This window comes from Nocardioides sp. JCM 18998, from assembly GCF_055391535.1.
On the sequence record NZ_AP043886.1, the window covers coordinates 4309216 to 4333051 of the forward strand.

The following is a 23836-nucleotide window of genomic DNA, read 5'->3' on the forward strand; positions in this document are numbered from 1 at the left end:
CGGTAAAGGAGAGCCCCGACAGTTTCACTGCGCGAGCGTGCGGACCTTCTTGACCTCGACGTTCGCCGTGTTGAGATCAGCCATGTCGGCCTTGGACGTCTTGCCGGCGACAGCGAGGCCGGCGTTGACCGAGGCGATCTTGTAGGCCGCGTCGCTCATGGCCGTGTAGAGCTCGGAGTCGTCGCCGCACGCGACGTGCGCGTGGTTCTGGGACTGCTCCATCCCGTCAGTGAGGTCGCTGGAGCTCGTGCCGATCATGAGGCCGACTACGGCCTCGGTGGCCTTCGACTGCCAGTCGAGGGCGGCCTCGCGACAGGTGTCGGAGTAGCCGGCAGGGGTCGCCGATGCGCTCGCCGGGGTGGGGCTGGTTGGTGCGGCAGCCGCGTTATCGCTGGAGCTCCCGCAGCCGGCGAGGGCGAAGGTGGCCGCGAGAGCGACGGCGCCGATGGCGAAGGTCTTCATGATGGATCCATTCCCCCGAGATCTTGGTCGTGTTCTCCGGCCTCATTCTGGGCCTGGTCGGTGATGCTGCGGCGCCGCGTGCCCGAGCGCGCCGCAAGCTGGCCGGTGGTGCCTGCTGAAATCGCTAGCACGGCGTCGGCCGCGTCGACGGCCTCGACGAGCTCCTCTCGGTCGATCCCACCAGACGCGTAGAGCTCCGTGAGGCCCTTCAGCGCCTCATCCCAGCCCTGCGGCTTTGGCTCGATGCGCTCAAGGAGGCTCTCAAGGAGTGCCTCGGGCTTGCTCGCGCCAGTGCCGCTCCAGACCCCCCACTCGATCCTGATGCCGTCTGTCGGCCGCTCGAAGTGAGCGTCGATGATGGCGGTGCCCTCCTCCCGACGTCGCTGACGCGCCGCGAGGACGTCAAGGGCCTTCGGTTCGACGCGTACGGCTAGTCGGCGCTCCTCGATGGCGTCGCTCACCAGATCGAAGTCTTCCTGAGTGATCTGGCCGTTGAGGAGGCTCCGGGACGCCAGTCGTTCCGCTTGGCTGAGCTCATCAGCGTTTTCGGCCGTGCTGGCGAAATACCGCAATTCCCGGAGCCGGCGGCCCCGATCTCGCAGCGGGCGGACTCCTTGGCTGAATACCTGCAGGAGGTGAGCCACCGCCGAGGCCTGTTCCTCTGTGAGGTGGTCAGCTGCTTCGGGCAGTAACTCAACAAGGCGGGAACGCTTTCGGCGTACGTCGAGGCCGAGTGATTCGGCTGCGGCGAGGACGACCTCCACTTCAGGCACCCGGAGTCCTTGCGCAAGGGCCTTGATCGACGGTGGGTCAGGAAAGTTCTTGATGCTCGTGCGGACCATCTGCTGGAGGCGCTTGTCCGTCGGCGCGCCGCCACAGTCCCGAGAGAGCTCCGAGTACGAGCGCGCACCACGGTGGGTGTCGATGAGCTCGCTCAGGTTCATGCCTACAGCCTCCGGTGGGTGCCGACTCGCCAGCAAGAGAGCCGATTTCCGTGCCCGCCTACCGCTACTTGCCGCACAAGCCTAGACCGGCCGCCTACCAGAAATCGTGTCCCCGACCTGCGGAAACGCTCTGACCTGCTGAAGCACATCGGTGCAATTTGTTGACAGTATGCCTAGCAGTAGGCACCCTTTCGGGTATGTGTTGCTTGACTTTGACCGCCTACCGAGAGAGGCTCTGACATGCACCGACACCGACGATGGCCGAAGGGAACGTGGATGCGCCTGATCAGCAGTCAGCGGCTGCGAGCGTTCGTTGGACCGGAGCCCGACAAGAAGATGAGCCAGCGCAAACTGGCTCGCTACAGCGACACCCACCCGTCGTTCATCAACCACCTGACGTCCGGGCGCCGCAAGTCGTGCGAGCCCCGTACGGCCGAGCTCATCGCGGAGGCACTCGAGGTCCCCCTCGAGGTTCTTTTCGTGCCCGAACAGGCAAGTAGTGATATCCGTCGCGTCAAGTCCTGCGAGGTCGCGTGATGGCAGAAATTCGGTCTGACGCGACCGGCGAAGTACGGGAGCTCCGTGATCTCCCGACGCCGGACGCCACGACCGTGCGACGGCTCCTCGGGCTTCTTCACGGCCAGATGGCCAGCGAGACGCAGCACAACAGCAGCACCAGCAGCGACGGGCGGGCGCAGAGCGCCTGACCCACCAAGCAGAAGAGCCGCCTGACCCACCGCCTCCTACAGCACGGGATCAGACAGCCCTTCCAACGAGAGGAATCCTAGCGTGACCACCACCATTGAGCCGGCAACGAACCCGGACACCCAGCCCGTGATGACGATGTTCGCCCGCGGAGGCTGGATCACTAAGACCGCCCGCGCAGATGCGCTCCCCGATCCGATGTTCGTGACCGCCGGCGACCGGTCCATCACCCTCTACTTCCGGTCGATCACCGACCTCCATGCCTGGGCGAACTGGGCAGACCTCACCACCACCTCCAGCCCGACCGAGCTGCACGTGCTGCACACCGCGGCCGGTGAGCTCTGGGACATCCCGCTGGAGCTCGTCTTCGTCGAGAAGCTCGCATCTACGGCGGCGGCCTGATGGACGACTACACGGGCTTCCAGGCCGCATTCGTCCTGGTCCTGCTCCTCGTCATCGCCATGTTGGCGTTCGCGGTCCTGATCCTGGTCGAGGAGCGCCGCGCGCCGGCTGCCCCTGCGGCCGGGACGTCGGAGCCGCTGACCCTCTTCCCCGACGACGCCGAGGACGAGGCAGGCGAGCCCTGCACCGTCTGCCACGGCTCCGGTGTCGTCGACATCACCGACGACTGGGACCGCCCGATCATCGCCGACGCGGACTGCCGCGCCTGCCAGGGCACGGGGCTGGTGAACGCGTGATGGGGACCAACCAGCACCCGGCCACCCACACCGTGACCAGCTCGGATCCGTGGGGCATCGTCACCGGCCCGATCCAGAAGATTCCGGTCTGCTCGTTCTGCACCGGCGCCGGATCGGTCGCGGTCGGCCAGGACCCGGACGGCGCCGAGGTCCTGCAGGTCTGCCGTCGATGCGACGGCACCGGCGCGCCCACGGCCAGCGAGCGGGGTGCGGCATGACGACCACGGCGATCTACGACGGCGCGCTCCAGCCCGGCTCGCCCGGCTGGCTTCGCCTGATGACCGCCTCGAAGGTCTCCGCGATCCTCGGCGCGTCCCCGTGGGAGTCGCCCCGGTCCATGTGGCACAAGATGCGCAACGACCTGCCCGACGAGCCCACCACCAAGGTCCAGGCCCGAGGCCACTACCTCGAGCCCGCGATCCTCGCCTGGTACGCCGACGAGCAGGGCATCGACACCACCGAGCCAACCCAGTGGGCCACCCAACCGCTGTTCGTGAAGGACGGATGGGCCGCCGCCACCCCGGACGCCCAGGCCACCCTGGCGAACGCCGAGATCCGTCTCGTCGAGGCCAAGTCCGCCCGCGAACTCGAAGAGTGGGGCGCACCCGGGACCGACGAGATCCCGACGCACTACCTCATCCAGGCGTTCTGGCAGGCCCACGTCTCCGGCATCCACCGTGTCGACGTCCCGATCCTCGGCACGTTCCTCGACTTCGCGCTCTACACCGTGGTCTACGACCCCGAGGTCGGCGCAATGCTCGAGGCCGAGTGCAAGGCCTTCATGGACTCGATCCGTGCGAACCACGCACCTGACCTCGATGGGTCGACCGCGACCTACGACGCGATGCGGAAGCTGTACCGCCAGATCGAGGACACCCGCGTGGAGATCCCCCGCGCGGTCGCCGTGGAGTACGTGACCGCGCTCGAGGACCGCAAGGCCGCCGAGGCCCGCGAACGGCAGGCCAAGGCCACCGTGCTCGACCTCCTCGGGATCTCTCGCTACGCCGTCGTCGGCTCGATCCCGGGCGACCCCGCATCAGGGGTCAAGGTCGCCCGCCGCCAGGCCAACAAGACCGGGTTCCAGCTGAACCAGGTCGCCAAGTCCACCACCGACATCCCGGCCGTCACCGCGGCCGACCTCGACTGAACAGGAACGCGTGATGACCGAGATCGTGAAGCACGAGACGACCGCCGCCTCGCTGCCCCAGAAGATGGAGTGGGCCCGCACCATGGCGGCCTCCAACCTGCTCCCCCGCCAGTACCAGCAGAACCCCGGCAACCTGCTCTACGCCGTGGAGTACGCCGAGACCCTCGGCGTCGCTCCGATGACCGCCGTCACCGGCATCCACGTCATCGAGGGCAAGCCGTCGGCATCGGCCGACCTCATCGCGTCGCTCGTGCGGCGCGCCGGCCACAAGCTCCGGGTCTCCGGTGACGACACCTACGCCCTCGCCCAGCTGATCCGTGTCGACGACCCCGACTTCACCTACGAGGCCCGCTGGGACGTCGCGAAGGCCCGCGCGGCGAACCTGCTCGGTAAGGGCGTGTGGAAGTCCTACCCGGGCGCGATGCTCCGGTCTCGCGCGATCACCGAGGTGGCCCGCATGGGTGCCTCCGAGGCCTTGTTCGGGGTGATCTACAGCCCCGAGGAGCTCGGCGCCGAGACCGACCATCAGGGTGCGGTCGTGCACACGGTCACGCGTGTGCAGCAGCCCGCTGCGGTTCAGGACCAGCCCACCGACGGAGCCTCCCGCGTCGCCGCCGTCATCCACCGCGGCGCTCAGGCGGCGCCGGTGGCCACGAACCAGCCGGATCCGGAGAGCACCCAGGAGGAGACCTCGGTCGCAGAGGGCGTGGCGGGTTCGAATCCCGCGAGCGACGCTCCGGATCCGGCTGCGCCGTCCTCGGCGCAGATGAAGAAGATGGGCGCGCTGATGCGCGAGGCCGGGCTCGCTGAGCGTGACGCAGCCCTGGAGTTCGTCGCGCGCGTGATCGGTCGGACGGTCGGTTCGCGTAACGAGCTCTCGAAGTCCGAGGCCGCGCGAGTGATTGACGCCCTCGAGAAGCGCCCGGGCGCCGAGCCGGCCTCCACCGCGCCTTCGGCCTCCCCCGATGACGTGGTCGACGCTGAGATCGTCGACGACCACCCGGCCGGCCAGGACGCGAACCCGGAGGACGTCTGGCGTCAGATCATCGCGCGGGGCGCCGAGCGCGACATGTCGGTGGACATGGTCCGCTTCGACTTCGCCGATCGCATGGGCGGCCTGACCGCTGACTCCGCCAACGCGGCCGAGCTGCAGCACTACCTCGGGCTGCTCACCGCTGAGGTCGCGGCATGAGCGCCACGAAGTGGTTCGAGGGCCGGATGCTCGGCTTCGACACCGAGACCACCGGCACCAACGTCCACACCGACCGCATCGTCACCGCGGCCCTCGTCTACGCCGCGCCCGGCACCCGCCCGACTTCGGTCGCCTACGTCATCGACCCCGGCATCGAGATCCCCACCGAGGCCGCCGCCGTGCACGGGTGGACCAACGACGCTCTGGCGGCGTACCTCTCCGGCTCCCAGGCGCTGCGGATCACCGGCGGCAAGGCCCCCATGGCCATGACCCACGAGCAGGCCCTCGGCGACATCGCCGACCGCCTCGCTCAGGCGATCCAGCTGGAGTACCCGGTGGTCGCGGCCAACGCCTCGTACGACCTCTCCCTCACGGAGGCCGAACTCGCGCGCGCCGGTGCCGCGTCGCTGTACCAGCGCGCCGGCGGGATCCGCGGCGTCATCGACCCGATGGTGCTCGACAAGCAGTGGGACCCGTACCGCAAGACCTGCTACAAGTCCGGGCCGGACGGCACGCCGTGCGACAAGGAGAACGGCGTGCACGTCTGCGGCGGGTGCCGTGGCGGGAAGTTCGTGTGCAAGGGCTGCGGCACCACCGACCGCACCCTCGGCTCGCTGGCCGGGCACTACGGCTGCTTCCTCGGCTCGGCGCACGACGCCGGCGCCGATGCCCTGGCGGCCGTACGGCTCGCGGCCCGGCTCGGTGGCCTGTGGAAGGACACCGGTCGCCTCAAGCTGGCGACGGTGCACGCCAAGCAGGTCGAGTGGCGGGCCACGCAGATGGACGGGCTGCGGTCGTTCTTCGACAAGAACGGCATCGAGCACGACGGCTGCTGCGGCGAGTGGCCTGTCCACTCGGCGTGCGCGCCGGCCATGGCGGGAGCCTCGTCGTGAGCGCCGTCGGCGGGTTCTTCCGCCAGCTCGACGCTGACCGGATCGCCGTACGGCTCGCGCCCGGGGCCGGTCGTCACGTCCGTGACGTCGAGGCCGACATCGCGGCCCAGATGGTCGAGGGCATCGCGAAGACCCGCGAGCACCTCGCCGCGGGTCGTCCGGGTCGCGCGCTGTACGAGCTGACGCGGTCGCTGCAGGCCCAGGCGCGTGTCGCGGGGCTCGGCCTGCTGCCGATCCCGTCCGTGCCCGTACTGCGGGAGGTCGAGCGGTGAAGATCTACCTCGCTGCGCCGTATGGCGCCCGCGACCATGTCCGCACGCACGCGGACGACATCGCCACCCACGTACCTGGCGCCGAGGTCATCTCGACGTGGCTGCTCGAGCAGCACGAGGTCAACGCCGGCACCTCCGGTGCAGCTCTCGCGCTCTCGGACGGCCAGGTGGCAAAGCACGCTCGCGCCGACCTGACCGCGATCAGGCGGGCCGACATCGTCGTGCTCTTCACCGCAGCGAGCGTCGGGGTCGAGGGCGGCGGCGGCCGGCATGTCGAGACCGGGTACGCCCTCGCGCTCGGGAAGCGCGTGCTGGTCGTGGGTGAGGCGGAGAACGTGTTCCATCGCCTGGGCCGCGACCGGGTGCGCTGCTGCTCCTCGTGGATGAGCACGCTCATGGAGCTGTGTGCCCTTGCGAAGGGGGTGACCTGGTGATCGCGGGGTTCTTCCTCGGGGTCATCGCCACCGCGGTCGTCGTCTGGGCCACCGCCCGGCTCGCATCTGCTGCGCGCCAGGTTGAGGAGCGCGAGCTCGCCGACCTGGACCAGGCGGCCCTCGACCACGGCGACGGACCCGACACCACGTATTGGCTCGGCCACGAGCCGATCAGCCGTCGCGAGTACTACCTGTTCGGCGGCCGCTGATGGCCGAACACCTGCCCCTCACCGGAGGCGATCTCCGCGAGATCGCCGACGCTCTCGACGAGGTCGAAGCGACCACCCTCGCCGCGAACAAGCTCATCGGACGCATCGAGGTCTACCGACCTGACGCAGAAGACGAGGGCCCCATCGGCTGGATCACCCGCTTCGACCCAGTCGCCGGCGACCCCGACCTCGGCTGGGGCTTCGTGCAGGGAGACGGCGATGGCTGAGCCCTGTGTCTTCCCGACCTGCACCAGCCCGGCCGCCGTACGCCGCGCCGACGGCACCGCCTCCTGCGACCTCCACGAGCACGTCACCGTCACCGGCTCCTGGGTCCCCGACCGGCACACCACCACCAGCCACGAGTAAGGCCACCTCGACATGACCACCACCAGCCTCACCGGCCGCATCGCGATCCGCGTCCACGGCCTTCCCGTCCCCCAGGGCTCCAAGAGCGCCAGCGTCATCAAGGGCCGCGCCGTGCTCCGCGACGCCAACGCCACCACCCTCAAGCCCTGGCGCGAGACCGTACGCCAGCACGCCGCCGACGCCATCCGCTTCCACGACGGACTCCCCCTCGAAGGACCCGTCCGAGCCTGGCTCCGCTTCACCTTCACCCGCCCCGCCTCGCACTACCGCACTGGCCGCAACGCCCACCTGCTCAAGGACGGCGCCGTCGCGTTCCCCGGGCACTCGTGCGGCGACATCGACAAGCTGCAGCGCGCCATCTTCGACGCGCTGACCGACGCGGAGGTCTGGGGCGACGACACCCAGGTCGTCGACGTACGGGCGCGCAAGTTCTTCGCCGGCGAGGACGAGCTCGCGCTCGACCGGCCAGGCGTCGACATCATCGTCCAGCCGCTCGCGATCGCAGGGCCCGAGGCGGTGCTGCTCTGATGCTGACCCAGCCACCCCTCGACACACTGCTCCGCTACGAGCCGCTCCCGAAGGCTGATGGCCTGACCTGGGCCGACCACTTCGCCGGCGGCGGCGGCTCGTCCACCGGCGGCAAGATGATCCCCGGCCTCTGGCTCACCTACGCCGCGAACCACTGGTCCACCGCGATCCGCGTGCACAACGCGAACCACCCCGACGTCGACCACGCCTGCGTCGACCTCCACGCCGAGCGACCGTCGTTCTTCCCCAAGACCGACATCGGCTGGTTCAGCCCCGAGTGCACGAAGTGGTCACAGTCCAACTCGTCCCCGCTCCCCGATATCGAGGAAGGGCTCTTCGCCGACCCGAACGCGAACGACGCCGCGAACCAGTCCCGGCTCCTTATGTTCGATGTGCTCCGCTACGTCGAGTACAACCGGTACCGGGTCTTCGTCGTCGAGAACGTCGTCGACATCGCCACCCAGGCCAAGTACAAGCTCGCCTGGGCCGAGTGGAAGCGCCGCACCCGCGCGCTCGGCTACAAGGTCCGCGTCGTCTCGCTCAACGCGATGCACGCCCAGACCTACGGCGAGCCGGCGCCGCAGTCCCGCGACCGGATCTACATCGTCTGCACCCGGCTCGACCACCCCGAGCCCGAGGTCGAGAAGATCCTCCGCCCCCGCGCCTGGTGTGCGCGCTGCGAGATCGTCGTCGAGTCCACCCAGGCGTGGAAGAACGGTCGTACCGTCGGCCGCTACCGCCAGGCGTACGTCTTCGTCCACGGCACCTGCGGCACCCAGGTCGAACCCGGGTGGCTCGCCGCCGAGACCGCGATCGACTGGTCCATCCCCGGCGAGCGGATCGGTGACCGTCTCAAGCCGAAGACCCGTGCCCGGATCGCCGCCGGCATCGCGCGCTACTGGGGTCCGTTCCACCTCGAGGCGGCCGGGAACACCTACGACGCCGCCGACCCGAAGCATGCTCAGCACGGTGATCCGGACGGCTACATGCGGGTCTGGGATGTTCAGGAGCCGCTGCGGTCCCTGACGACCACGAACACCCGAGCGCTCGCGGTTCCGACCGAGGGCCGCGCCGAGCTCCAGACCGCGAAGCCGGCCTACGAGCCTCTGCGGGCGCAGACCACCAGGCAGGACCTGGCGCTCGTCCAGGAGCCGTTCATCCTCGACCGCCGCGGCGAGTACCGCACCCGGGCGCTCGAGGAGCCGCTGTCGACGCTGACCGCCAACGACACCACGAAGGCCATCATCAGCCCGGCGTTCGTCGCGGAGCTGCGAGGCGGATCGTCCGACGCTCGCTGCCTTGCCGAGCCGCTCTCGACCGTCACCGCCGGGGGGAATCACCACGCACTCGTGCTGAACAACCAGCACAACAACCGGATGACCCCGACCGACGAGGCGCTGCCGACCCTCACGACCGCGACCACGAAGGCCCTCGTCGCCCCGTACTACGGCTCCTCCCAGAGCGCCCTCCCTATCGACCAGCCCATCGGCACCCTCACCACCCGCGACCGGTACGCCCTCATCACCCGGCACAACAACAACCGCGGCGACCAGAGCAACCTCACGACCCCGGTCACCCAGTACATGCGGACCCTCACCACCACAGCCCAGCAGTCCGTCCTCCGCGCACCCGGCGGCGGCCGCCCGAAGATCAGCCCGGCCGACCTCAAGGCCGCCGAGGAGCTCGTCTCCGAGTGCCTGTTCCGGATGTTTCAGCCGCACGAGGTCGCAGCCGGCATGGCCTTCCCGCGGAACTACATCTGGCAGCCCGACCCCGAAAAGAAGATCTCCAACCGCGACGTCGTCCGGCTCGCCGGCAACGCGGTCTGTCCGCCCTGCGCACGCGACCTCATGGCCGTCGTCGTCGAGTCCTTCGGGAGGGCAGCCTGATGGCCACCCGCCTCCCCACGGTCACCGTCGCCCACATCGGCGCCGGGCGCGGCTTCCAGTACACCTGCACCGGCTGCCCCGACCCGAGCATCATCTACCCGACCCGCTACCAGGCCGACCTCAACGCCGGCCAGCACCGCGCCAGCCACCAGACACCGAACCCCGCCGACCAGGTCAACGACCTCGACGAGATCGGCGGTGCCTGGTGAGCCTCCCCAAGCCGTGCAACGACTGCGGCCGCACCAGAAAGCTCGCCCGCGGGCTCTGCACCACCTGCTACGGCCGGCGCCAGCGCACGGACACCTTGCCGCCCGTGCTGCGGCGGACCGTGCACGGCCGGGTCGAGGAGGTTATCGAGGACGTCGCGTTCCTTGCGGCCGCCGGTGACGGCCTCCACGAGGCCGCCCGCCGCACCGGCACTACCGCCGCGGGCCTGGAGAAGTTGCTGGTCCGGAACGACCTGCACGAGCTGCTCGCGCTGCTGATCGAGCAGGACGAGATCCCGCTGATCTACCTCGACGGCAGTCGGATCGACAACCGCTCGCACATCCGCTCCCGCGGGCCGGCCCGCGCTACCTGGAAGGTCTCCTGATGACCGAGCAAAACGCCGAGAAAGACGAGCGCCCGAAGCACGGCCCCGACCCGATTCCCGGAGCGCTCCCGACATGCCTCTGCGGTCGCACGTTCTGGACGTGGCGAGCACAGGGCGTTCACGAGACAGCCGCCAACCGGAAGTCGAGCAGTACGCCCGGGGAGCAGGCATGAGCGCCGCCTACGTCCGTCGCCACTACACCGTGGACTACAAGCGCGGCGACCGCATCGCTGTGGACGGGAAGCGGGGGACGATCGTGTCGTTCCCCGACCAGTACCTCGGGGTCCGGTTCGACGGCGAGAAGCACACGTCACGGGCGCACCCGACATGGCGCGTCGAGCGACTGGCGCACGAGTTCACCGAGAACATCAACGACGCCTCGATGTGCATCTGCGGCATCCCGGCGCTGACCCACGATGCGGCGATGGCGTCCCGCCTTCCGCCCGTTCAGAGCGGCGGTGAGGACTGATGGTCGACAACCGCGGCATCGCCACCCCGTACTCCGCCGGCACCACCGGCCGTCCGCTCCCCCAGTTCGACCCCACCGCACACCTCGCCCGCCAACCCAGCACGGCACCGACGGGCAAGCCGAGCGGCCTCGACTGGGACGCCCACACCCCGACCTGCGCGATGTGCCGCCAGAAGTCCGGCCGCATCGACGACACCGGCCTCTGCCCCGGCTGCCGCGGCGTCGCCCTCCCGGCCGCCACCGAGCCCAAGGCCCGCGGCGTCCTCAACGAGCACCAGCTCGCAGAGAAGTTCGCCGCCCCGACCACGACCCCGCCGACCATCAACCCGAAGGCCGAGGCGTTCGAGAAGGATCTCGAGGAGCTCGAGCGTGCCGACCAGGCACGCGCCGCGCTGCTCGAGCCCGTCGAGGGCACGCCGGCCTACGTGAAGCGGCTCCGCGCGGCTCGCGCCCAGGCCGACTCCCCGAGCCCGGACACCACGACGCCTCCGGCGCCGACCGTCCGCGCCAAGGTCCGCCAGACCAGCCCCGACGACGTCGTCATCACGCTCCGCGGGACCGGCCTCGCCACCCGCACCACCGAGATCGCCGCCCTCCTCCAAGACCTCCTCGCAGGTCTCCACCAGACACCCGTCGTGGTCGCGCCAGCGGCCGGGAACCCGCTGGATCGTCATCCGGCCACGACGGGACCAGACCTCGCCCCGCGGACCGGGAAGGGGAAGCCCGACCGCGGGGCGAGCACCACCAGCCGCCACGGCGGCGGCCCCGCCGGCTCCTCCGGCAAGCTCGCCGGCCACGACGAAGCGATCATCGCCCGCTACCAGGCCGGCGAATCCAGCAACGAGATCGCCACCGACTACGGCTGCAGCGGCGCCGCGGTTCTCGGCCTCCTACGCCGCAACGACGTCACCATCCGCCCTCGCGGCGGATCGACAGACCGCAATCACCACACCACCACCCTCGAAGGAGCAACAACAGCATGAGCGACTACACCGCCAAGATCCGCGCCAAGGGCCTCGACGCCACCGGCGTCACCGAGGACATCGCCCGCCAGATGCACGCCAGCGGCGGCCGCTACATGGCCATCGTCGAGCTCAGCGTCGACGAGACCCACGACAAGGCCGACGGCACCCACAAGACCGACCTCGTCATCACCCAGCTCGAGCCCGCCGTCGACGCCAACCTCGCCGAACACCTCCGCGAGCTCTCGCGCACCTGCTACTACAACCGCCAGGTCGACAAGGGCCAGCCCACCCTCGACGGCGACACCAACGAGCCCAAGGTCGAAGACGTCCTCGCCGCCGGCGCCAAGCACCGCCCCCACCCCTACCTCTCCAGCCAGCTCGCGCTCGACGGCGCCGGCGAGAACGGGCCCGTCTGCGACGTCTGCGGCCTCACCGAGAACGCCGGCATCCACCGCGACCAGTCCAACGTCGCCGACCCCTTCGACGTGCCGACCGACACCGACGACGAGGACCCCGACGCCGAGGTGGACGAAGTCGACGAGCCCCACGAGTTCACCGACGCCGGCGACGGCTCCTGCCGCCTGTGCGAGCGCGACGAAGACGCCACCGTCCACGCCGTCGACGACGAGCAGCCCGCCGAGGACGACACCGACGACGAGCCCACCGACGACAGCGAGACCGAGCCCGAGGACGCCAAGGTCCTCACCTTCTCCGGCCGCTAACCACCACCCCACCGACCAGCGCTGGCCGGGTCAACGGCAGCCCGGGACATCACAAGGATCCCTGCCGAAGGCGGACCCACGACAGCTGTTCACCCCGGGTCCTTTCCAGCAAGAGGCCCGACCTGCCCGGCCAGCGCACCCCACCCACAGCAACCCCGAGAGGACCCGACGTGACCAACCCGGTGGACCACCAGCCACCCAGCCCGGACACCACCGGTGCCCACGTCATCCCCTTCCCCACCGACCCGCCACCGGCCATGCCCGACGAAGACCCCTACCTCGCCCACCTCGACCAGCAGCCCAACGCCGGTGGGCAGCCCACCAGGCTCGACACCACCGCACCGCACAACCCCGACGCCGAACGCGCCGTCCTCGGCGCCCTCATCGCCGACCAGGAACGCCTCGCCGACGTACGCCCGCTCCTCACCGCCGGCGACTTCTACCAGCCCATCCACGAAGAGCTCTACCAGCTCATCACCGACATGGCCGACCACGACCAGCCCGTCGACATGGTCACCATCGGCGACCGCCTGCTGCGCGGCGGCGCACTCGCGAACCCCAGCTGGCGCCACGCCGGCGGACTTCCCTACCTCCTCCAGCTCACCCAGGCATGCCCCATCACCGCCAACGCCGAGGCCTACGCCGGCGTCGTACGCGACTACGCCCGACGCCGCACCCTCACCACCCTCGGCACCCAACTTGGCGCCCTCGCGCGGAACCCCGACACCAGCGCCGAAGCCACCAGCCAGGCCATCCTCGACGGCCTCGACGTCCTCGATCATGCCTTCAAAGCCGACACCACCACCGCCGTCGCACGCACCGGCCACACCTACACCGACCTCTCCTGGATCCTCGACGGCAAGCCGCCCGCCCAAGTCCCACCAGCCTGGGTCCGCCGCGCCGACGGCACCGCGCTCTTCTACAACGGCCGCGTCAACGGGCTCTTCGGCGACCCCGAAGGCGGCAAGACCTGGATCGCACAGATCGCCATCATCGAAGCCCTCGACGCCGGCCAACGCGCCGCCATGATCGACGTCGACCACAACGGCGCCGACCACTCCGCAGCCCGCCTCCTGCTCCTCGGTGCCAGGCTCGAAGACCTCGCCAACCCCGACCTCTTCCGGTACTACGAGCCCGAGGACGGCGACCAGCTCCGCGACGTCATCACCGACGCCGTCACCTTCAACCCCGCCGTCACCGTCCTCGACTCCATCGGCGAGATGCTCCCCATGCTCGGCGTGAAGTCCGTCGACAACGACGAGATCACCAACGCGCTGCGCACCATCGTCATGCCCCTCGCGAAGGCCGGCTCCTGCGTCATCACCATCGACCACCTCCCCAAGTCCGTCGAAGCCCGAGCCACCGGCTACGCCATCGGCGGTACCGCGAAGAAGCGCGCCATGGACGGCGCGTACATCCGCGTCGAAGCCAAGGTCAAGCCCGTCCCCGGCGGCATCGGTCGCGTCATGCTCCGCATCGAGAAGGACCGCACCGGCGAACTCCGCAAGTCCAGCGGAGGCGGCTACGCCGGCACCCTCACCCTCGACTCCACCCACTCCGAGACCGAGGGCATCACCCGCTGGTCCATCGGCCGCGAAGACTCCCCCATCACCACCGAGGGCAAGTTCCGGCCCACCCACCTCATGGAGAAGGTCTCCCGCTTCGTCGAAGACAACGACCAGGCCACCGGAGCCGACATCGCACGCGCCAAGTTCGGCAAAGCCGAGCACGTCCGAGCGGCCATCCAGTGCCTCATCGAAGAGGGCTTCATCAGCCCCATCGCCGGCCCCCGCAACAGCACCCTCCACCACTCCACCGCCATCTACCGAGAGTCCGAAGATGACACCAACTGACCTCGTCCCCGACCTCGTCCCCACCTCGTCCCGAGAGGGGGTCCCGGGCAACAGCGAGACGACCTCGTCCCCTGTCCCCATATCTTCGATTGGGGACGAGGTCAGCGAGCCCGCTCGACCTCGTCCCACGACCTCGTCCCCGACCCACCTCACCGACCCCACCAGCAACGCCTCCCGAACGGCCGCCACGACCGACTCCGTGGACGTCATCACCGAGGGGGCACCCCGTGGATGACGAGCGCAGGTGCACCGCCACCAGCCGCCAGTCCGGCGAGCGCTGCAAGCGCGCCGCGATCGTCGGCGGCACGGTGTGCACGATGCACGGCGGGAAGAGCCCGCAGGTGGCCGCCGCCGCGGCGAAGCGCCGTGCCGAGCGGCAGGCACTGCTCGCGGTCGAGACGTTTGGCCTGCCGAGGGCGATCGATCCGCACGAGGCGTTGCTCGAGGAGCTGCACCGTACGGCCGGCGCTGTCGCCTGGCTCGGTGCCGTGGTCGCTGACCTCGAGCAGGGTGCCGTGGTCTGGGGCATCACGATGACGAAGACCGGCGGCGACGACCGCGGTACGACCCGTGCGGCCGGGGTGAACACCTGGGTGCAGCTGTGGCAGACCGAGCGGAAGCATCTGGTCGAGGTCAGCAAGGCGTGTGTGACGGCTGGGATCGAGGAGCGGCGGATCCAGCTAGCGGAGTCGTCGGGTCAGCTGCTGGCCAGCGTGGTGCAGGCGATCCTGGGTCGGCTCGGTCTCAGCACGGAGCAGCAGGAGCTGGTGGGCACGGTGGTGCCGGAGGAGTTCCGGCGGATCGCGGAGCTCCAGGCGCTCTCGGCGCCGGCGACGGGCGGCGGAGCATGAGCGCGCAGCCGATGCTCCCGCTCGACGAGGAGAAGCCCGCCAAGGTCTCGGCCCGAGCCACCACCAAGACCCTGCTCGACCTGCTGCGCCGGCACTACATCAAGCCCGGTGCCCCGCTGCCCGGCGGCGTGTTCGTCCCGGAGTGCGGCACCAACGGCGGCGCCGGCGGTGGCTCGCGGGCGGATGCGCTGTACGTCGGGTTCACCTCGACCAGCGGACGGCTGCTCGTCGGTCACGAGCTCAAGGTGTCGCGCTCGGACTGGCTGCGCGAGCTCGAGAAGACCGGGAAGGCCGACTTCTGGGCCGACGCCTGCCACCAGTGGTGGATCGTCGCACCCGGCCCCGAGGTGGTCCGCGCCGAGGAAGTCCCGCACGGCTGGGGCCTGATGTACCCGTCCTCCCGCACGAAGACCCGGATGCAGGTCGTGCTGAAGCCGGTCACCCATGCCGACCGCACGCCGGCCTGGGATGCGGTCCGATCGATCCTCGGGCGCCTGGACTCGCTACGAGCGCAGCACGACGCACAGGTGCTAGCCGACGCACGGGAGAAGGCACGCCGCGAGGCCGAGGAGGTCCGCCAGATCCAGGATCGGGCAGACGAGCGACGGTCGATGACCCGGGAGCAGTCGCAGCGCCTCGACACCCTCGCCCGGCTCGAAGAGCTACTCGGCGGCGTGAGCGTCGAGTCGTACGTCTGGGACGACGAGGGCCGAGAGAAGGTTGGCGCCGACACACTGGCCGCTGCTCTGCGGCTGGTGCTCGCTACCAAGGACCTCGGCCTGGGGCGGGTGAATCGCTACCAGGTCGATGCGATCGAGCGGGCTGGCCGGACCCTGCTGGCCGGTCTCGACGAGTTCGCCAAGGCCCAGGCCGCGCTGCTCGACCTAGCCGGCGATCGCTGATGGCCGCCGCGATCGCTCCGGCGCCCGGCGGCCGCCTCGTGTCGTGCGAGCCGTGCCGGTGGGAGCAGTTCGCCGCCACGATCCCCGCCGCCGAGCGCGCGGCACGGGAGCACGACCGCAGCCGGCACCCCGCCACCGCTGCGCCTGAGATCACCGGCGCGCCCGCCGGCCTGTTCGACCTCGAGGAGACCCCATGACCGACCAGCTCGAGCGGAACGTCCACGTCGTGCTGAAGGCCGACGTGCGCCGGTTCGTCACGGCGATGAAGAACGCGGGCGCCGCGATGTTGGCGATGCAGCGCAGGATCGATCGTCTCCGCGCGAAGGCTGCGCACCTCCGCCACCAGCGCCGCTTCCACCGGCGCGAGGATCCGGCCCGGTCGGCGATGCACGCGGCGTACGACCGGCGCCGCCGAGCACGACGCAGGAGGAACCGCTGATGCCGCAGACCAGCGACCTCGCGGCGCTCCTCATCGACAGGACCACCCAGCCCGGCCGGTTCGTCGAGACCACCCGAGAGATCCGCTTCAACACCCCCGCCTGGGAAGCCCTCCTCGAGTGGTGCCAGACCACGGGCCTCGACCCGCGCTCGATGGTCGCCGGGACGCGGACCATCCGTGACGACTTCCACCACAAGGTCACCTTCACTGCAGTCGTCCGCGACCTCACCGGCCAGATCGTGGAAGGCCCCGAGGGAGCACTCACCGCGGAGCAGGTGCGACGCGTCGTCAGCCTGGCGCCGTTCCCGGCCGAGGTCGTCACCGTCGCTCCAGTCGAGGTCAGCTACAGCGGGAGGGCGTTCCGGTGACCGACCTGCTGACGCTGCTGCGCGAGCACGACCTCCCGCCGTACTGGAACGGCCTCGCCACCGTCTGGGACGGCTGGACCTTCCCCGACCTCGGACCGATCTTCATCTGCCCACCGCGTGCCGTACGCGCGGACTGCTGCGAAGGCTGCGGTTCGACCGCCGACCAGCCCAGCAACCGGGGCTGCGTCGCCCGCGTCCCGGCCGTCACCCACGACCGGATCCGCGAGGTCGACGCCGCCCGCGAGCGTCTCCCGCTGCACGAGCGGCACCGGATCCCGGCGAAGGCGCTGCTGCGGCTGTACGCGTTCCGCTGCCCGGACTGCCAGCTCGACACGGTGTGGGACATCGACACCGGGCAGTGGTGGACGCTCGACCACACCGACTACGGCGACCGGGGCTCGGGGCAGCCGTGAGCGCCTCGGACTTGTCCACGCCGGTCCCTACGGTGGCCTCACCAGCACCAGTCAGGAGATGACCGATGAGCGCTGACTTCTGGGCGAGCACGCCCGGCTGTGAGGGATGCGGCTGCGAAGGTCACCAACTTGGGGACTGGAACCTGACCTACAACCTGTCGCCCATGCTCAAGGCAGCCGGGTTCCCGGGCTGGCAGCAGGTCGTCGGAAACGACCTCACACCGCCGCCGAACGGACGCCGAGTGGTCCCGATCTTCGAGGCTGTCCTCACCGAACTGCGAGCCGATCCTGCGAAGTACCGGGCGATGAACCCGCCGAACGGCTGGGGCTCTTACGAAGGTGCGGTCAAGGTCTTCGCTGACTTCGTGGAGAAGGTTAAGCCGCACCCTGACGCGGTGGTGGGGTCATGGCTATGACGCCGAGCCTTTTGCCTGAAGGGCCGAAGTGAGCGCCTACTGCCCCGAGGGGTGTCCCGATGCAGACGCATGCGTCGTCGGGGCTCCGTGTGCGCTGCACCCTGCCGCCCAATCCCACTTTCCGCCCGCCCCGCAGACAGGAGACGACCGATGAGCCTCAAGAGCCTCCGCGAGAGCCTCTGTCGCGAGCAGACCTACCCGTCCAGCGAGGACTGGCCGAGCGACATCGGATCGGCGGTGGATGTCCTGCTGAACATGATCGACCGACACAGGCCGCTCGGCACTGACGGCAGGCACAGCCGCCACCCGGAACTCCACACACCCACATGCGGATGCGAGGACATCCCACCGAGCAACACACCCGCCGAGCAGGGGGAAGCTTGAACACCCACCCGGCCGACCGCCGCCCCGCCGCCTGCCACTACGACCGCGGCCTCCGCCTCCGCGTCACCCGACGCCACGCCGACGACTGCCCGTCGATCAACGGCGGCACCTGCCCCGCCACCGACCGCGGATGCCAGCCCTGCGAAGCCGCGCACTGCCTGATCTGCGGCCGCGAACACACCACCACAGCCCGGCCCGACACCTGCGTCGAGTGCGAGACCAAGGTCGCCACCGACCTCGCCGACCTCGCCCAGGCCTACGACGCGCTCGGCGAGGAAGCCGCCGACGGCGGCGGCGACGGCCGCCTCGTCGCCGCCTCCCCCATCCCCGGCGGCGACGCCCAGGTCCTCCGCGGCCCGACCGTACGGATCGCGACCATGCGCGTCGGCCGCCACGTCACGCCCGCGCTGCTCGCGCTGGACCACAGCTCGAAGGACCCGCTCCCGCCACTCGCGGTCCTCGCCGAGTGGGAAGACATCTACCGCGACTGGCTCGACCACGGCACCCGCGCCTGGCACCTCGCCACCGTGCCCGCCGCGATCGCCTACCTCCGCGACCAGCTGCCGTACATCGCCAACCACGCCACCACGGCGACCACCACCGGCGTCATGGCCCCGGACTGGCTCACGTTCACCCGCCAGATCCGGACCCTGCGCGCCGGGCTCGAGAACCGGCTGCACGACGAACGCGACAACGAGCAGGGTGTGCCGTGCTTCGAGTGCGGCGACCAGCTCGTCCGACGGTTCCGGCCCCGCCAGCAGTGCCGCCACACCACACCAGCCCGTGAGCACCTCGCCGCCAGACTCCTCGCGCTACCGTCCGCCCAGGCCCTGCTCGACCAGCTGAACGACGTCCGGCGCCAGCGCGCGGCCGGCGACCGTACGGCAACCGCCGAGTCCCTCGGTCGCGCCAGCCTGTGGCCCACGAGCCGCGAGCACGCCGCCGCGCTGCTGCCCTCGCCCGTCGAGCTCGCCGAGGCACGACTCCCCTGCGGCTCATGCACCTCCCAAGGCGGGATCGACAACCCGGCCGCCGGCCACTCGTGGGAGTGCCCGGGCTGCCGGAAGACGTACGACCCGGGCGAGTACGTCGCCGCGGTCCGCATCGACCTGGCCGCGGACAACGCTGGGTGGCCGATCATCGCGCACGCCGCACAGGCGGCCGCGACGCTGACCGAGCACCCGATCAGCGAGAAGACGATCCGCGGCTGGGTGGAGAAGGGCTGGGTGGGGTCGTACATCCAGCAGACGAAGGTCGGGCTGCCCGGTGTGCGGGTGGTGTTCTGGCCGGACGTACGGCAGGAGGCCCGACGGATGGCGGCCGGGCGGAACCACTGCGGTCACCCGACGCCGGCGCGGGAGTGGCTCGCGACGGTCGAGTCCTACCCAGAGTTGGAGGTGTGGGAGGACGAGTACGCGGACGCGCGGGAGCAGTGCGAGCGGTGTGCTGAGGCGGTCGATTCAGGGCCGCGACACGCTGGTGTGAGGGCCGTATCTTGATTCTCGGAGCATCTCAGAGCATCCTTTGCCACAAGTCCCCGTGTCTCCTGATCCAGGCAGGCCGGGGATTTCGTGCGTCCTGGCGCCGGTCTGGAGGGGTGAGCACAATGGTCAATCGCTAGCCCGTTGAGCCGCAGGATTCGTCGCCACCGACACATCGCGATACCGAGCGAAGCACCGGCCCACGGACCCACGGGGATACCCCCACGGCCAGATCGTTGCGATCTGAACGCCGTGCTCCCCGCCGCCCGGGAAGACACCAGGCAGACAGACGCACGTAGACGACCGGCCACGCTGACGCAACAGGGCGACGTGCCGCCTGGCCCACGAACGGGCCCCAACACTTCGAGAGCGGTGACGACATGGCTTACGTGCAACTCGATCACCGATGGCCTGACGGCGAGACGATCATCATCACAGTCGGCGACGACGGCCACGGCTACCCCGACGAGCTCGCGGAGCTGGAAGCTCGAGCGCTGTCCATCCACCGCGAGCTGGTCGTCGAGGTCAAGCCGAATCCGTGACCGGCTCAGCAGGCCGATCGCGTCGCGAGCACGCCCAGCATGTCGAGCTAGACCGCTGCCCAGCCGTCAATCCTCGTCAGATCGATCCGCCAGGCGATGCCGTTCCCACTCGGCGGGGTTCCCGGAGTGCCAGCGAGGATCCGTGCCTCGGTGAGGTGCAGGAATGGCTCGATGGCGAGATGCATACCGTCCGGGTCCTCCACGTACGCGGTCGTGAGGTCAGCGTCGGTCTGCGTCCAAGCCTCGCGGAAGCGCTCAAGGTGGTACTGGTTCATCCGGTCTCGCACGTAGTCGAGCCACTGCGCGCGGCGGGTGATGACGCCGGACACCACGGTTCCGCCGGTTGTGACTGTGACTGAGGTGCCGGGTGAGAGGTGCGCGAGGGCGGAAAGGGCGAGGTCGTGATCGAAGTTCAGCATGCGTCGCACACTGGCAGAGGCCGCTGACAGTTCGGGCGGGAGGACCATGACCGGTCTAGCCAACCCGACCAGCCCCTGGGAGCAGGCCGCCCGGTTCTTCGCCGCCGGCGTCGGCTACACCACCCCCGGCCGGCTCGCCGCCGCGATCAAGCCCGAGACCATGCAGACCCCCGCGCTCGACCTCGTCGACGCCGAGCTCGTCCGGATCCGCGACGAGGGCAACCAGCGCGTCATCATCACGATGCCCCCGCAGGAGGGGAAGAGCGTCCGGGTCGCGCACGACTTCCCGATCTGGTTCCTCAAGGAGCGGCCCTCGACCAGGGTCGTGACCGCGTCGTACGGCCAGGACCTCGCCAACCGCAACGGCCTCGCGGTGCGCCGCTCCATCGAGGCCAACACCCAGCTCGGCCTGCGGATCGCCCGCGACAACGGAGCCGCGAAGGACTGGTCCCTGGTCCACACCACCGGCGACGACATCGGGAAGCCAACTGGCGGCGGGATGTACTCCGTCGGCATCGGCGGCGGCCTCACCGGCCGGCCCGCAGACCTGATGATCATCGACGACCCGATCAAGGACCGCGCCGAGGCCAACTCCGAGAAGCACCGCGAGAAGGTCTGGAACTGGTGGACCGACGTCGCCTCGACGCGTCTCGCGCCCGGCTCTAGCGTGGTCGTGATCCTCACCCGCTGGCACGAGGACGACCTCGCCGGCCGACTCCTCGCCGAACCGGGGTCGCCGTGGCGCGTGCTGAACATCCCGGCCCAGGCCGACCACCGACCCGAGCAGGGCGAGAGCGACGTCCTCGGCCGCGAGCCGGGCGAGTTCATGGCCTCCGCCCGCGGCCGGACCCTGGCCGAGTGGCTGGAGCGCAAGCGCGCCGCCGGCTCCCGGGCCTGGGCCTCGCTGTTCCAGGGCAGCCCGAAGGCGCCCGAGGGCACGATGTTCAAGCGCACCAGCTGGCGGATGTACGACGAGCCGCTGTGGGTCGAACGCCCGGACGGCACCCGGATCGTGTCCGGGTTCGACGAGCTCCTGATCTCCTGGGATCTCACGTTCAAGGGCACCGAGGGCTCCGACTACGTCGCCGGCCAGGTCTGGGCCCGCCGCGGCGCCGATGCGTTCCTCCTCGACCAGAGCCACGGCCGCATGGACTTCGTCGAGACCCTGACCGCGTTCAAGTCGCTCGCCGCGCGGTGGCCGCAGGCCATGCTGAAGCTGGTCGAGGACAAGGCGAACGGTCCGGCGGTGATCGCCTCGCTCGCCCGTACGGTGCCCGGGATCGTTCCGGTCGAGCCGGACGGCGGGAAGGAAGCCCGCGCCGCGGCGGTCACCCCGCTGGTCGAGGCCCGCAACGTGTGGCTGCCTGAGCCGGAGCTGGCGCCGTGGATCAGCGACTTCATCGAGGAGGCGGCCGGCTTCCCCACGGCCGCACACGACGACCAGGTCGACGCCATGACCCAGGCCCTGAACCGCCTGATCCTGCAGCCGCTGCTCGTCGGCGGCGAGACCGTCGAGGCCGACGACCTCGACGACGAGCTGCAGGCCTTCCAGATCACCCCGTACTAGTCGACCCCACCGCGAGGAGGCCCCCATCGTGTCGATCTCCCCGTGGCCCAGCGACCAGCGCGCGACCGAGGACGGGCTGCGCGAGCAGCTCGCCGCCGAGCAGGCGATGAACGACGTCCTGCTCGAGGAGTCCCACTCCGCCGCGCTTGAGATCGCCGCCGAGGACCGCGACTGGCGGATCGCCGCGCACGTCCTCGAGCACGAGCTGACCCGCGAGGGCCTGGCCGCGATCGCCCGCAACTGCACGGTCATGTCGATCGCCTCGCCGATGATCAAGAAGGGCATCGCGATCCGCACCGGGTTCGTGTGGGGTCAGGGCGTCTCGATCCAGGCCCGCGCAACCGGCCCGACGAACGACAACCCGCAGGCGCAGGACGTCAACGCGATCGTGCAGGCCTTCCTCGACGACCCGGGCAACCAGGCGGCGCTGACTGGCGCCGAGGCCCACGTCACCAACGAGCACACGCTCGCGACCAAGGGCAACTTCCTCCTGGTGTTCTTCCCCGACCCGGTCACCGGCCGGGTGAAGGTCCGGACGGTCCCCTTCGAGGAGATCGCCGACAAGTGGACCAACCCCGAGGACCGCACCGAGGACTGGTACTTCCTGCGGACCTACTCCGCGAACGTCGTCGAGCCCGGCACGCTGCCGAACACCACCCGGATGCGGAACGAGACCCGCCGCGTCCTGCACCCGGCGCTCGGCTACAACCCGACCCAGAAGCCGACCTCCATCAACAACATCCCGGTGCAGTGGGACCAGCCGATCCTGCACGCGACGGTGAACCGCCCCGAGCACACGAAGTGGGGCGTGCCCGACGTGTACGCCTCCCTGCCGTGGGCGCGGGCGTACGAGGAGTTCCTGACCGACTGGGCGAAGCTGGTCAAGGCGCTGTCGAAGTTCGCGTGGCGCCTCACCGGCGACCGGGCCTCGAAGGCCCAGCGCGCCGCCCAGCGCATCGCCGCGTCGATGCCCGGTCTGCCGCAGATCCCCGGCACCGGCGTCGACGGCTCGACGGCCGGCGCCACAGCGGCCATGGGCCCGGGCGCCCAGCTCGAGGCCATCCCGAAGACCGGCGCGACGATCGACTCCGGCTCGGGCCGCCCGCTCGCGGCGATGGCGGCGACCGGCATGGGCGTCAGCGTCATCGACCTGCTCGCCGACCCGGGCGTCACCGGCGCGCGGGCGGTCGCCGAGACCATGGACAAGCCGCAGATGTTCGAGATGGGCATGCGGCAGCGGCTGTGGGCCAGCGTGCTGCGCACCGTGCTGAGCTACGTCGTCGAGCAGGCCGTGATCACGCCACAGGGCGGCCTGCACGGTACGGCCGACCGGGACCCAGTCACCGGCGTCCGCACGGTCCAGGCCGCGGGCGACACCGACGTGACGGTCGAAGTGGTGTTCCCCGACCTGGCCGAGGTCGACCCCGTCCAGCTCGTGACGGCCATCGTGCAGGCCTCGACGACCGAGACCCTCCCGCCGGTCTGGATCGCGAAGGCGCTGCTGCGTGCGCTCGGCGAGCAGGACGTCGACGAGGTCCTCGAACCGTTCATCGACCCCGAGACCGGCGAGTGGATCCCGCCCGTCTCCGCCGCAGCGGCCAGCCGCTCCAACGCCGGCCAGGCCGCGGTCGATGCCGCTCGCCGCGGCGCAGATGCCGCCGAGGCATGGCGCGACCCCGCCGCCGAGGCCGACCCGACCGTCTAGGCCGTCGCG

Annotated in this window: 35 protein-coding genes; 32 read left to right on the forward strand and 3 right to left on the reverse strand. The window is 70.2% G+C overall.

The annotated features are described in order from the left end of the window. Window positions 1-24 precede the first annotated feature (24 nt). Together ACZ5L9_RS20245 and ACZ5L9_RS20250 are read right to left on the reverse strand one after the other, a co-directional pair. The gene (locus ACZ5L9_RS20245; protein WP_464531815.1) at window positions 25-462 is read right to left on the reverse strand and encodes a hypothetical protein; all 438 of its coding nucleotides are present in this window, start codon (window positions 460-462) and stop codon (window positions 25-27) included. Beyond that, the gene (locus ACZ5L9_RS20250) at window positions 459-1406 is read right to left on the reverse strand and encodes a S8/S53 family peptidase (protein ID WP_464531819.1); all 948 of its coding nucleotides are present in this window, start codon (window positions 1404-1406) and stop codon (window positions 459-461) included. The genes ACZ5L9_RS20245 and ACZ5L9_RS20250 overlap by 4 nt, the downstream gene beginning before the upstream one ends. A gap of 276 nt (window positions 1407-1682) precedes the next feature. On the opposite strand from ACZ5L9_RS20250, the gene ACZ5L9_RS20255 reads away from it, so the two are divergent. The 30 genes from ACZ5L9_RS20255 to ACZ5L9_RS20400 all read left to right on the forward strand — a co-directional run bounded on the left by ACZ5L9_RS20255 (window position 1683) and on the right by ACZ5L9_RS20400 (window position 20136). Beyond that, window positions 1683-1943 (forward strand): helix-turn-helix domain-containing protein, encoded by a 261-nt coding sequence (locus ACZ5L9_RS20255; protein ID WP_464531823.1) that lies wholly within the window; start codon window positions 1683-1685, stop codon window positions 1941-1943. A gap of 252 nt (window positions 1944-2195) precedes the next feature. After that, the gene (locus tag ACZ5L9_RS20260; RefSeq protein ID WP_464531826.1) at window positions 2196-2513 is read left to right on the forward strand and encodes a hypothetical protein; all 318 of its coding nucleotides are present in this window, start codon (window positions 2196-2198) and stop codon (window positions 2511-2513) included. Then, window positions 2513-2809, forward strand: coding sequence for a hypothetical protein (locus ACZ5L9_RS20265; RefSeq protein WP_464531830.1), 297 nt, complete (start codon window positions 2513-2515; stop codon window positions 2807-2809). Before ACZ5L9_RS20260 ends, ACZ5L9_RS20265 begins: the two co-directional genes overlap by 1 nt. Beyond that, window positions 2809-3027: a hypothetical protein gene (locus ACZ5L9_RS20270; RefSeq protein WP_464531832.1), complete on the forward strand. Its 219-nt coding sequence runs from the start codon at window positions 2809-2811 to the stop codon at window positions 3025-3027. Before ACZ5L9_RS20265 ends, ACZ5L9_RS20270 begins: the two co-directional genes overlap by 1 nt. Beyond that, window positions 3024-3956: a YqaJ viral recombinase family protein gene (locus tag ACZ5L9_RS20275; protein ID WP_464531834.1), complete on the forward strand. Its 933-nt coding sequence runs from the start codon at window positions 3024-3026 to the stop codon at window positions 3954-3956. Before ACZ5L9_RS20270 ends, ACZ5L9_RS20275 begins: the two co-directional genes overlap by 4 nt. 13 nt (window positions 3957-3969) lie before the next feature. Continuing rightward, the gene (locus tag ACZ5L9_RS20280; RefSeq protein ID WP_464531837.1) at window positions 3970-5148 is read left to right on the forward strand and encodes a hypothetical protein; all 1179 of its coding nucleotides are present in this window, start codon (window positions 3970-3972) and stop codon (window positions 5146-5148) included. Then, complete coding sequence (locus ACZ5L9_RS20285) at window positions 5145-6041, forward strand: 3'-5' exonuclease family protein (protein ID WP_464531840.1); 897 nt, start codon at window positions 5145-5147, stop codon at window positions 6039-6041. Before ACZ5L9_RS20280 ends, ACZ5L9_RS20285 begins: the two co-directional genes overlap by 4 nt. Continuing rightward, window positions 6038-6313: a hypothetical protein gene (locus ACZ5L9_RS20290; RefSeq protein ID WP_464531842.1), complete on the forward strand. Its 276-nt coding sequence runs from the start codon at window positions 6038-6040 to the stop codon at window positions 6311-6313. Before ACZ5L9_RS20285 ends, ACZ5L9_RS20290 begins: the two co-directional genes overlap by 4 nt. Next, window positions 6310-6747 (forward strand): hypothetical protein, encoded by a 438-nt coding sequence (locus ACZ5L9_RS20295; RefSeq protein ID WP_464531844.1) that lies wholly within the window; start codon window positions 6310-6312, stop codon window positions 6745-6747. The genes ACZ5L9_RS20290 and ACZ5L9_RS20295 overlap by 4 nt, the downstream gene beginning before the upstream one ends. Then, the gene (locus tag ACZ5L9_RS20300; protein WP_464531846.1) at window positions 6744-6956 is read left to right on the forward strand and encodes a hypothetical protein; all 213 of its coding nucleotides are present in this window, start codon (window positions 6744-6746) and stop codon (window positions 6954-6956) included. The genes ACZ5L9_RS20295 and ACZ5L9_RS20300 overlap by 4 nt, the downstream gene beginning before the upstream one ends. Beyond that, the gene (locus ACZ5L9_RS20305; protein WP_464531849.1) at window positions 6956-7183 is read left to right on the forward strand and encodes a hypothetical protein; all 228 of its coding nucleotides are present in this window, start codon (window positions 6956-6958) and stop codon (window positions 7181-7183) included. Before ACZ5L9_RS20300 ends, ACZ5L9_RS20305 begins: the two co-directional genes overlap by 1 nt. Next, on the forward strand, window positions 7176-7322 hold the full coding sequence (locus ACZ5L9_RS20310) for a hypothetical protein (protein WP_464531853.1): 147 nt from the start codon (window positions 7176-7178) through the stop codon (window positions 7320-7322). Before ACZ5L9_RS20305 ends, ACZ5L9_RS20310 begins: the two co-directional genes overlap by 8 nt. Before the next feature lie 12 nt (window positions 7323-7334). After that, complete coding sequence (locus tag ACZ5L9_RS20315; protein WP_464531857.1) at window positions 7335-7850, forward strand: RusA family crossover junction endodeoxyribonuclease; 516 nt, start codon at window positions 7335-7337, stop codon at window positions 7848-7850. Next, complete coding sequence (locus tag ACZ5L9_RS20320; RefSeq protein WP_464531862.1) at window positions 7850-9739, forward strand: DNA cytosine methyltransferase; 1890 nt, start codon at window positions 7850-7852, stop codon at window positions 9737-9739. Before ACZ5L9_RS20315 ends, ACZ5L9_RS20320 begins: the two co-directional genes overlap by 1 nt. Further along, window positions 9739-9948, forward strand: coding sequence for a hypothetical protein (locus ACZ5L9_RS20325; protein WP_464531864.1), 210 nt, complete (start codon window positions 9739-9741; stop codon window positions 9946-9948). The genes ACZ5L9_RS20320 and ACZ5L9_RS20325 overlap by 1 nt, the downstream gene beginning before the upstream one ends. Continuing rightward, complete coding sequence (locus ACZ5L9_RS20330; RefSeq protein ID WP_464531868.1) at window positions 9945-10331, forward strand: hypothetical protein; 387 nt, start codon at window positions 9945-9947, stop codon at window positions 10329-10331. Before ACZ5L9_RS20325 ends, ACZ5L9_RS20330 begins: the two co-directional genes overlap by 4 nt. Before the next feature lie 169 nt (window positions 10332-10500). Further along, window positions 10501-10800 carry a hypothetical protein gene (locus ACZ5L9_RS20335; RefSeq protein WP_464531872.1) on the forward strand — a complete coding sequence of 100 codons (300 nt, stop codon included), beginning with the start codon at window positions 10501-10503 and terminating at the stop codon, window positions 10798-10800. Then, window positions 10800-11783 carry a helix-turn-helix domain-containing protein gene (locus ACZ5L9_RS20340; RefSeq protein ID WP_464531875.1) on the forward strand — a complete coding sequence of 328 codons (984 nt, stop codon included), beginning with the start codon at window positions 10800-10802 and terminating at the stop codon, window positions 11781-11783. Before ACZ5L9_RS20335 ends, ACZ5L9_RS20340 begins: the two co-directional genes overlap by 1 nt. Continuing rightward, window positions 11780-12487, forward strand: coding sequence for a hypothetical protein (locus ACZ5L9_RS20345; protein WP_464531878.1), 708 nt, complete (start codon window positions 11780-11782; stop codon window positions 12485-12487). The genes ACZ5L9_RS20340 and ACZ5L9_RS20345 overlap by 4 nt, the downstream gene beginning before the upstream one ends. A 170-nt stretch (window positions 12488-12657) precedes the next feature. Further along, window positions 12658-14340, forward strand: coding sequence for a DnaB-like helicase N-terminal domain-containing protein (locus ACZ5L9_RS20350; RefSeq protein WP_464531880.1), 1683 nt, complete (start codon window positions 12658-12660; stop codon window positions 14338-14340). Window positions 14341-14567: 227 nt separating this feature from the next. Next, complete coding sequence (locus ACZ5L9_RS20355; RefSeq protein WP_464531884.1) at window positions 14568-15191, forward strand: hypothetical protein; 624 nt, start codon at window positions 14568-14570, stop codon at window positions 15189-15191. Next, window positions 15188-16093, forward strand: a complete 906-nt coding sequence (locus ACZ5L9_RS20360) for a hypothetical protein (protein WP_464531889.1) — start codon at window positions 15188-15190, stop codon at window positions 16091-16093. Before ACZ5L9_RS20355 ends, ACZ5L9_RS20360 begins: the two co-directional genes overlap by 4 nt. Next, window positions 16093-16290, forward strand: coding sequence for a hypothetical protein (locus ACZ5L9_RS20365; protein ID WP_464531892.1), 198 nt, complete (start codon window positions 16093-16095; stop codon window positions 16288-16290). The genes ACZ5L9_RS20360 and ACZ5L9_RS20365 overlap by 1 nt, the downstream gene beginning before the upstream one ends. After that, window positions 16287-16532: a hypothetical protein gene (locus tag ACZ5L9_RS20370; protein ID WP_464531896.1), complete on the forward strand. Its 246-nt coding sequence runs from the start codon at window positions 16287-16289 to the stop codon at window positions 16530-16532. Before ACZ5L9_RS20365 ends, ACZ5L9_RS20370 begins: the two co-directional genes overlap by 4 nt. After that, the gene (locus ACZ5L9_RS20375) at window positions 16532-16900 is read left to right on the forward strand and encodes a hypothetical protein (protein WP_464531898.1); all 369 of its coding nucleotides are present in this window, start codon (window positions 16532-16534) and stop codon (window positions 16898-16900) included. Before ACZ5L9_RS20370 ends, ACZ5L9_RS20375 begins: the two co-directional genes overlap by 1 nt. Continuing rightward, the gene (locus tag ACZ5L9_RS20380) at window positions 16897-17313 is read left to right on the forward strand and encodes a hypothetical protein (RefSeq protein ID WP_464531901.1); all 417 of its coding nucleotides are present in this window, start codon (window positions 16897-16899) and stop codon (window positions 17311-17313) included. The genes ACZ5L9_RS20375 and ACZ5L9_RS20380 overlap by 4 nt, the downstream gene beginning before the upstream one ends. 65 nt (window positions 17314-17378) lie before the next feature. Next, a complete protein-coding gene (locus tag ACZ5L9_RS20385; RefSeq protein WP_464531906.1) occupies window positions 17379-17729 on the forward strand; it encodes a hypothetical protein in 351 nt (116 codons plus the stop codon). 150 nt (window positions 17730-17879) lie between these two features. Further along, window positions 17880-18113, forward strand: a complete 234-nt coding sequence (locus ACZ5L9_RS20390) for a hypothetical protein (RefSeq protein WP_464531910.1) — start codon at window positions 17880-17882, stop codon at window positions 18111-18113. Beyond that, complete coding sequence (locus ACZ5L9_RS20395; protein ID WP_464531914.1) at window positions 18110-19612, forward strand: hypothetical protein; 1503 nt, start codon at window positions 18110-18112, stop codon at window positions 19610-19612. Before ACZ5L9_RS20390 ends, ACZ5L9_RS20395 begins: the two co-directional genes overlap by 4 nt. A gap of 362 nt (window positions 19613-19974) precedes the next feature. After that, on the forward strand, window positions 19975-20136 hold the full coding sequence (locus ACZ5L9_RS20400; RefSeq protein WP_464531919.1) for a hypothetical protein: 162 nt from the start codon (window positions 19975-19977) through the stop codon (window positions 20134-20136). Window positions 20137-20183: 47 nt separating this feature from the next. Here the strand turns inward: ACZ5L9_RS20400 and ACZ5L9_RS20405 are convergent, their stop codons facing one another. Further along, a complete protein-coding gene (locus tag ACZ5L9_RS20405) occupies window positions 20184-20555 on the reverse strand; it encodes a hypothetical protein (protein WP_464531921.1) in 372 nt (123 codons plus the stop codon). A gap of 46 nt (window positions 20556-20601) precedes the next feature. On the opposite strand from ACZ5L9_RS20405, the gene terL reads away from it, so the two are divergent. Both terL and ACZ5L9_RS20415 read left to right on the forward strand, forming a co-directional pair. Continuing rightward, window positions 20602-22122, forward strand: a complete 1521-nt coding sequence (gene terL / locus ACZ5L9_RS20410; RefSeq protein WP_464531923.1) for a phage terminase large subunit — start codon at window positions 20602-20604, stop codon at window positions 22120-22122. Window positions 22123-22150: 28 nt separating this feature from the next. Further along, the gene (locus tag ACZ5L9_RS20415) at window positions 22151-23827 is read left to right on the forward strand and encodes a hypothetical protein (RefSeq protein ID WP_464531927.1); all 1677 of its coding nucleotides are present in this window, start codon (window positions 22151-22153) and stop codon (window positions 23825-23827) included. Window positions 23828-23836: the final 9 nt, after the last annotated feature.

Coding starts and splice junctions, on each gene's coding strand:
- ACZ5L9_RS20245 (WP_464531815.1), bottom strand. CDS start 462: ATGAAGACCTTCGCCATCGGCGCCGTCGCTCTCGCGGCCACCTTCGCC.
- ACZ5L9_RS20250 (WP_464531819.1), bottom strand. CDS start 1,406: ATGAACCTGAGCGAGCTCATCGACACCCACCGTGGTGCGCGCTCGTAC.
- ACZ5L9_RS20255 (WP_464531823.1), top strand. CDS start 1,683: ATGCGCCTGATCAGCAGTCAGCGGCTGCGAGCGTTCGTTGGACCGGAG.
- ACZ5L9_RS20265 (WP_464531830.1), top strand. CDS start 2,513: ATGGACGACTACACGGGCTTCCAGGCCGCATTCGTCCTGGTCCTGCTC.
- ACZ5L9_RS20270 (WP_464531832.1), top strand. CDS start 2,809: ATGGGGACCAACCAGCACCCGGCCACCCACACCGTGACCAGCTCGGAT.
- ACZ5L9_RS20275 (WP_464531834.1), top strand. CDS start 3,024: ATGACGACCACGGCGATCTACGACGGCGCGCTCCAGCCCGGCTCGCCC.
- ACZ5L9_RS20280 (WP_464531837.1), top strand. CDS start 3,970: ATGACCGAGATCGTGAAGCACGAGACGACCGCCGCCTCGCTGCCCCAG.
- ACZ5L9_RS20285 (WP_464531840.1), top strand. CDS start 5,145: ATGAGCGCCACGAAGTGGTTCGAGGGCCGGATGCTCGGCTTCGACACC.
- ACZ5L9_RS20305 (WP_464531849.1), top strand. CDS start 6,956: ATGGCCGAACACCTGCCCCTCACCGGAGGCGATCTCCGCGAGATCGCC.
- ACZ5L9_RS20310 (WP_464531853.1), top strand. CDS start 7,176: ATGGCTGAGCCCTGTGTCTTCCCGACCTGCACCAGCCCGGCCGCCGTA.
- ACZ5L9_RS20315 (WP_464531857.1), top strand. CDS start 7,335: ATGACCACCACCAGCCTCACCGGCCGCATCGCGATCCGCGTCCACGGC.
- ACZ5L9_RS20320 (WP_464531862.1), top strand. CDS start 7,850: ATGCTGACCCAGCCACCCCTCGACACACTGCTCCGCTACGAGCCGCTC.
- ACZ5L9_RS20325 (WP_464531864.1), top strand. CDS start 9,739: ATGGCCACCCGCCTCCCCACGGTCACCGTCGCCCACATCGGCGCCGGG.
- ACZ5L9_RS20335 (WP_464531872.1), top strand. CDS start 10,501: ATGAGCGCCGCCTACGTCCGTCGCCACTACACCGTGGACTACAAGCGC.
- ACZ5L9_RS20340 (WP_464531875.1), top strand. CDS start 10,800: ATGGTCGACAACCGCGGCATCGCCACCCCGTACTCCGCCGGCACCACC.
- ACZ5L9_RS20345 (WP_464531878.1), top strand. CDS start 11,780: ATGAGCGACTACACCGCCAAGATCCGCGCCAAGGGCCTCGACGCCACC.
- ACZ5L9_RS20360 (WP_464531889.1), top strand. CDS start 15,188: ATGAGCGCGCAGCCGATGCTCCCGCTCGACGAGGAGAAGCCCGCCAAG.
- ACZ5L9_RS20365 (WP_464531892.1), top strand. CDS start 16,093: ATGGCCGCCGCGATCGCTCCGGCGCCCGGCGGCCGCCTCGTGTCGTGC.
- ACZ5L9_RS20370 (WP_464531896.1), top strand. CDS start 16,287: ATGACCGACCAGCTCGAGCGGAACGTCCACGTCGTGCTGAAGGCCGAC.
- ACZ5L9_RS20375 (WP_464531898.1), top strand. CDS start 16,532: ATGCCGCAGACCAGCGACCTCGCGGCGCTCCTCATCGACAGGACCACC.
- ACZ5L9_RS20385 (WP_464531906.1), top strand. CDS start 17,379: ATGAGCGCTGACTTCTGGGCGAGCACGCCCGGCTGTGAGGGATGCGGC.
- ACZ5L9_RS20390 (WP_464531910.1), top strand. CDS start 17,880: ATGAGCCTCAAGAGCCTCCGCGAGAGCCTCTGTCGCGAGCAGACCTAC.
- ACZ5L9_RS20400 (WP_464531919.1), top strand. CDS start 19,975: ATGGCTTACGTGCAACTCGATCACCGATGGCCTGACGGCGAGACGATC.
- ACZ5L9_RS20405 (WP_464531921.1), bottom strand. CDS start 20,555: ATGCTGAACTTCGATCACGACCTCGCCCTTTCCGCCCTCGCGCACCTC.
- terL (WP_464531923.1), top strand. CDS start 20,602: ATGACCGGTCTAGCCAACCCGACCAGCCCCTGGGAGCAGGCCGCCCGG.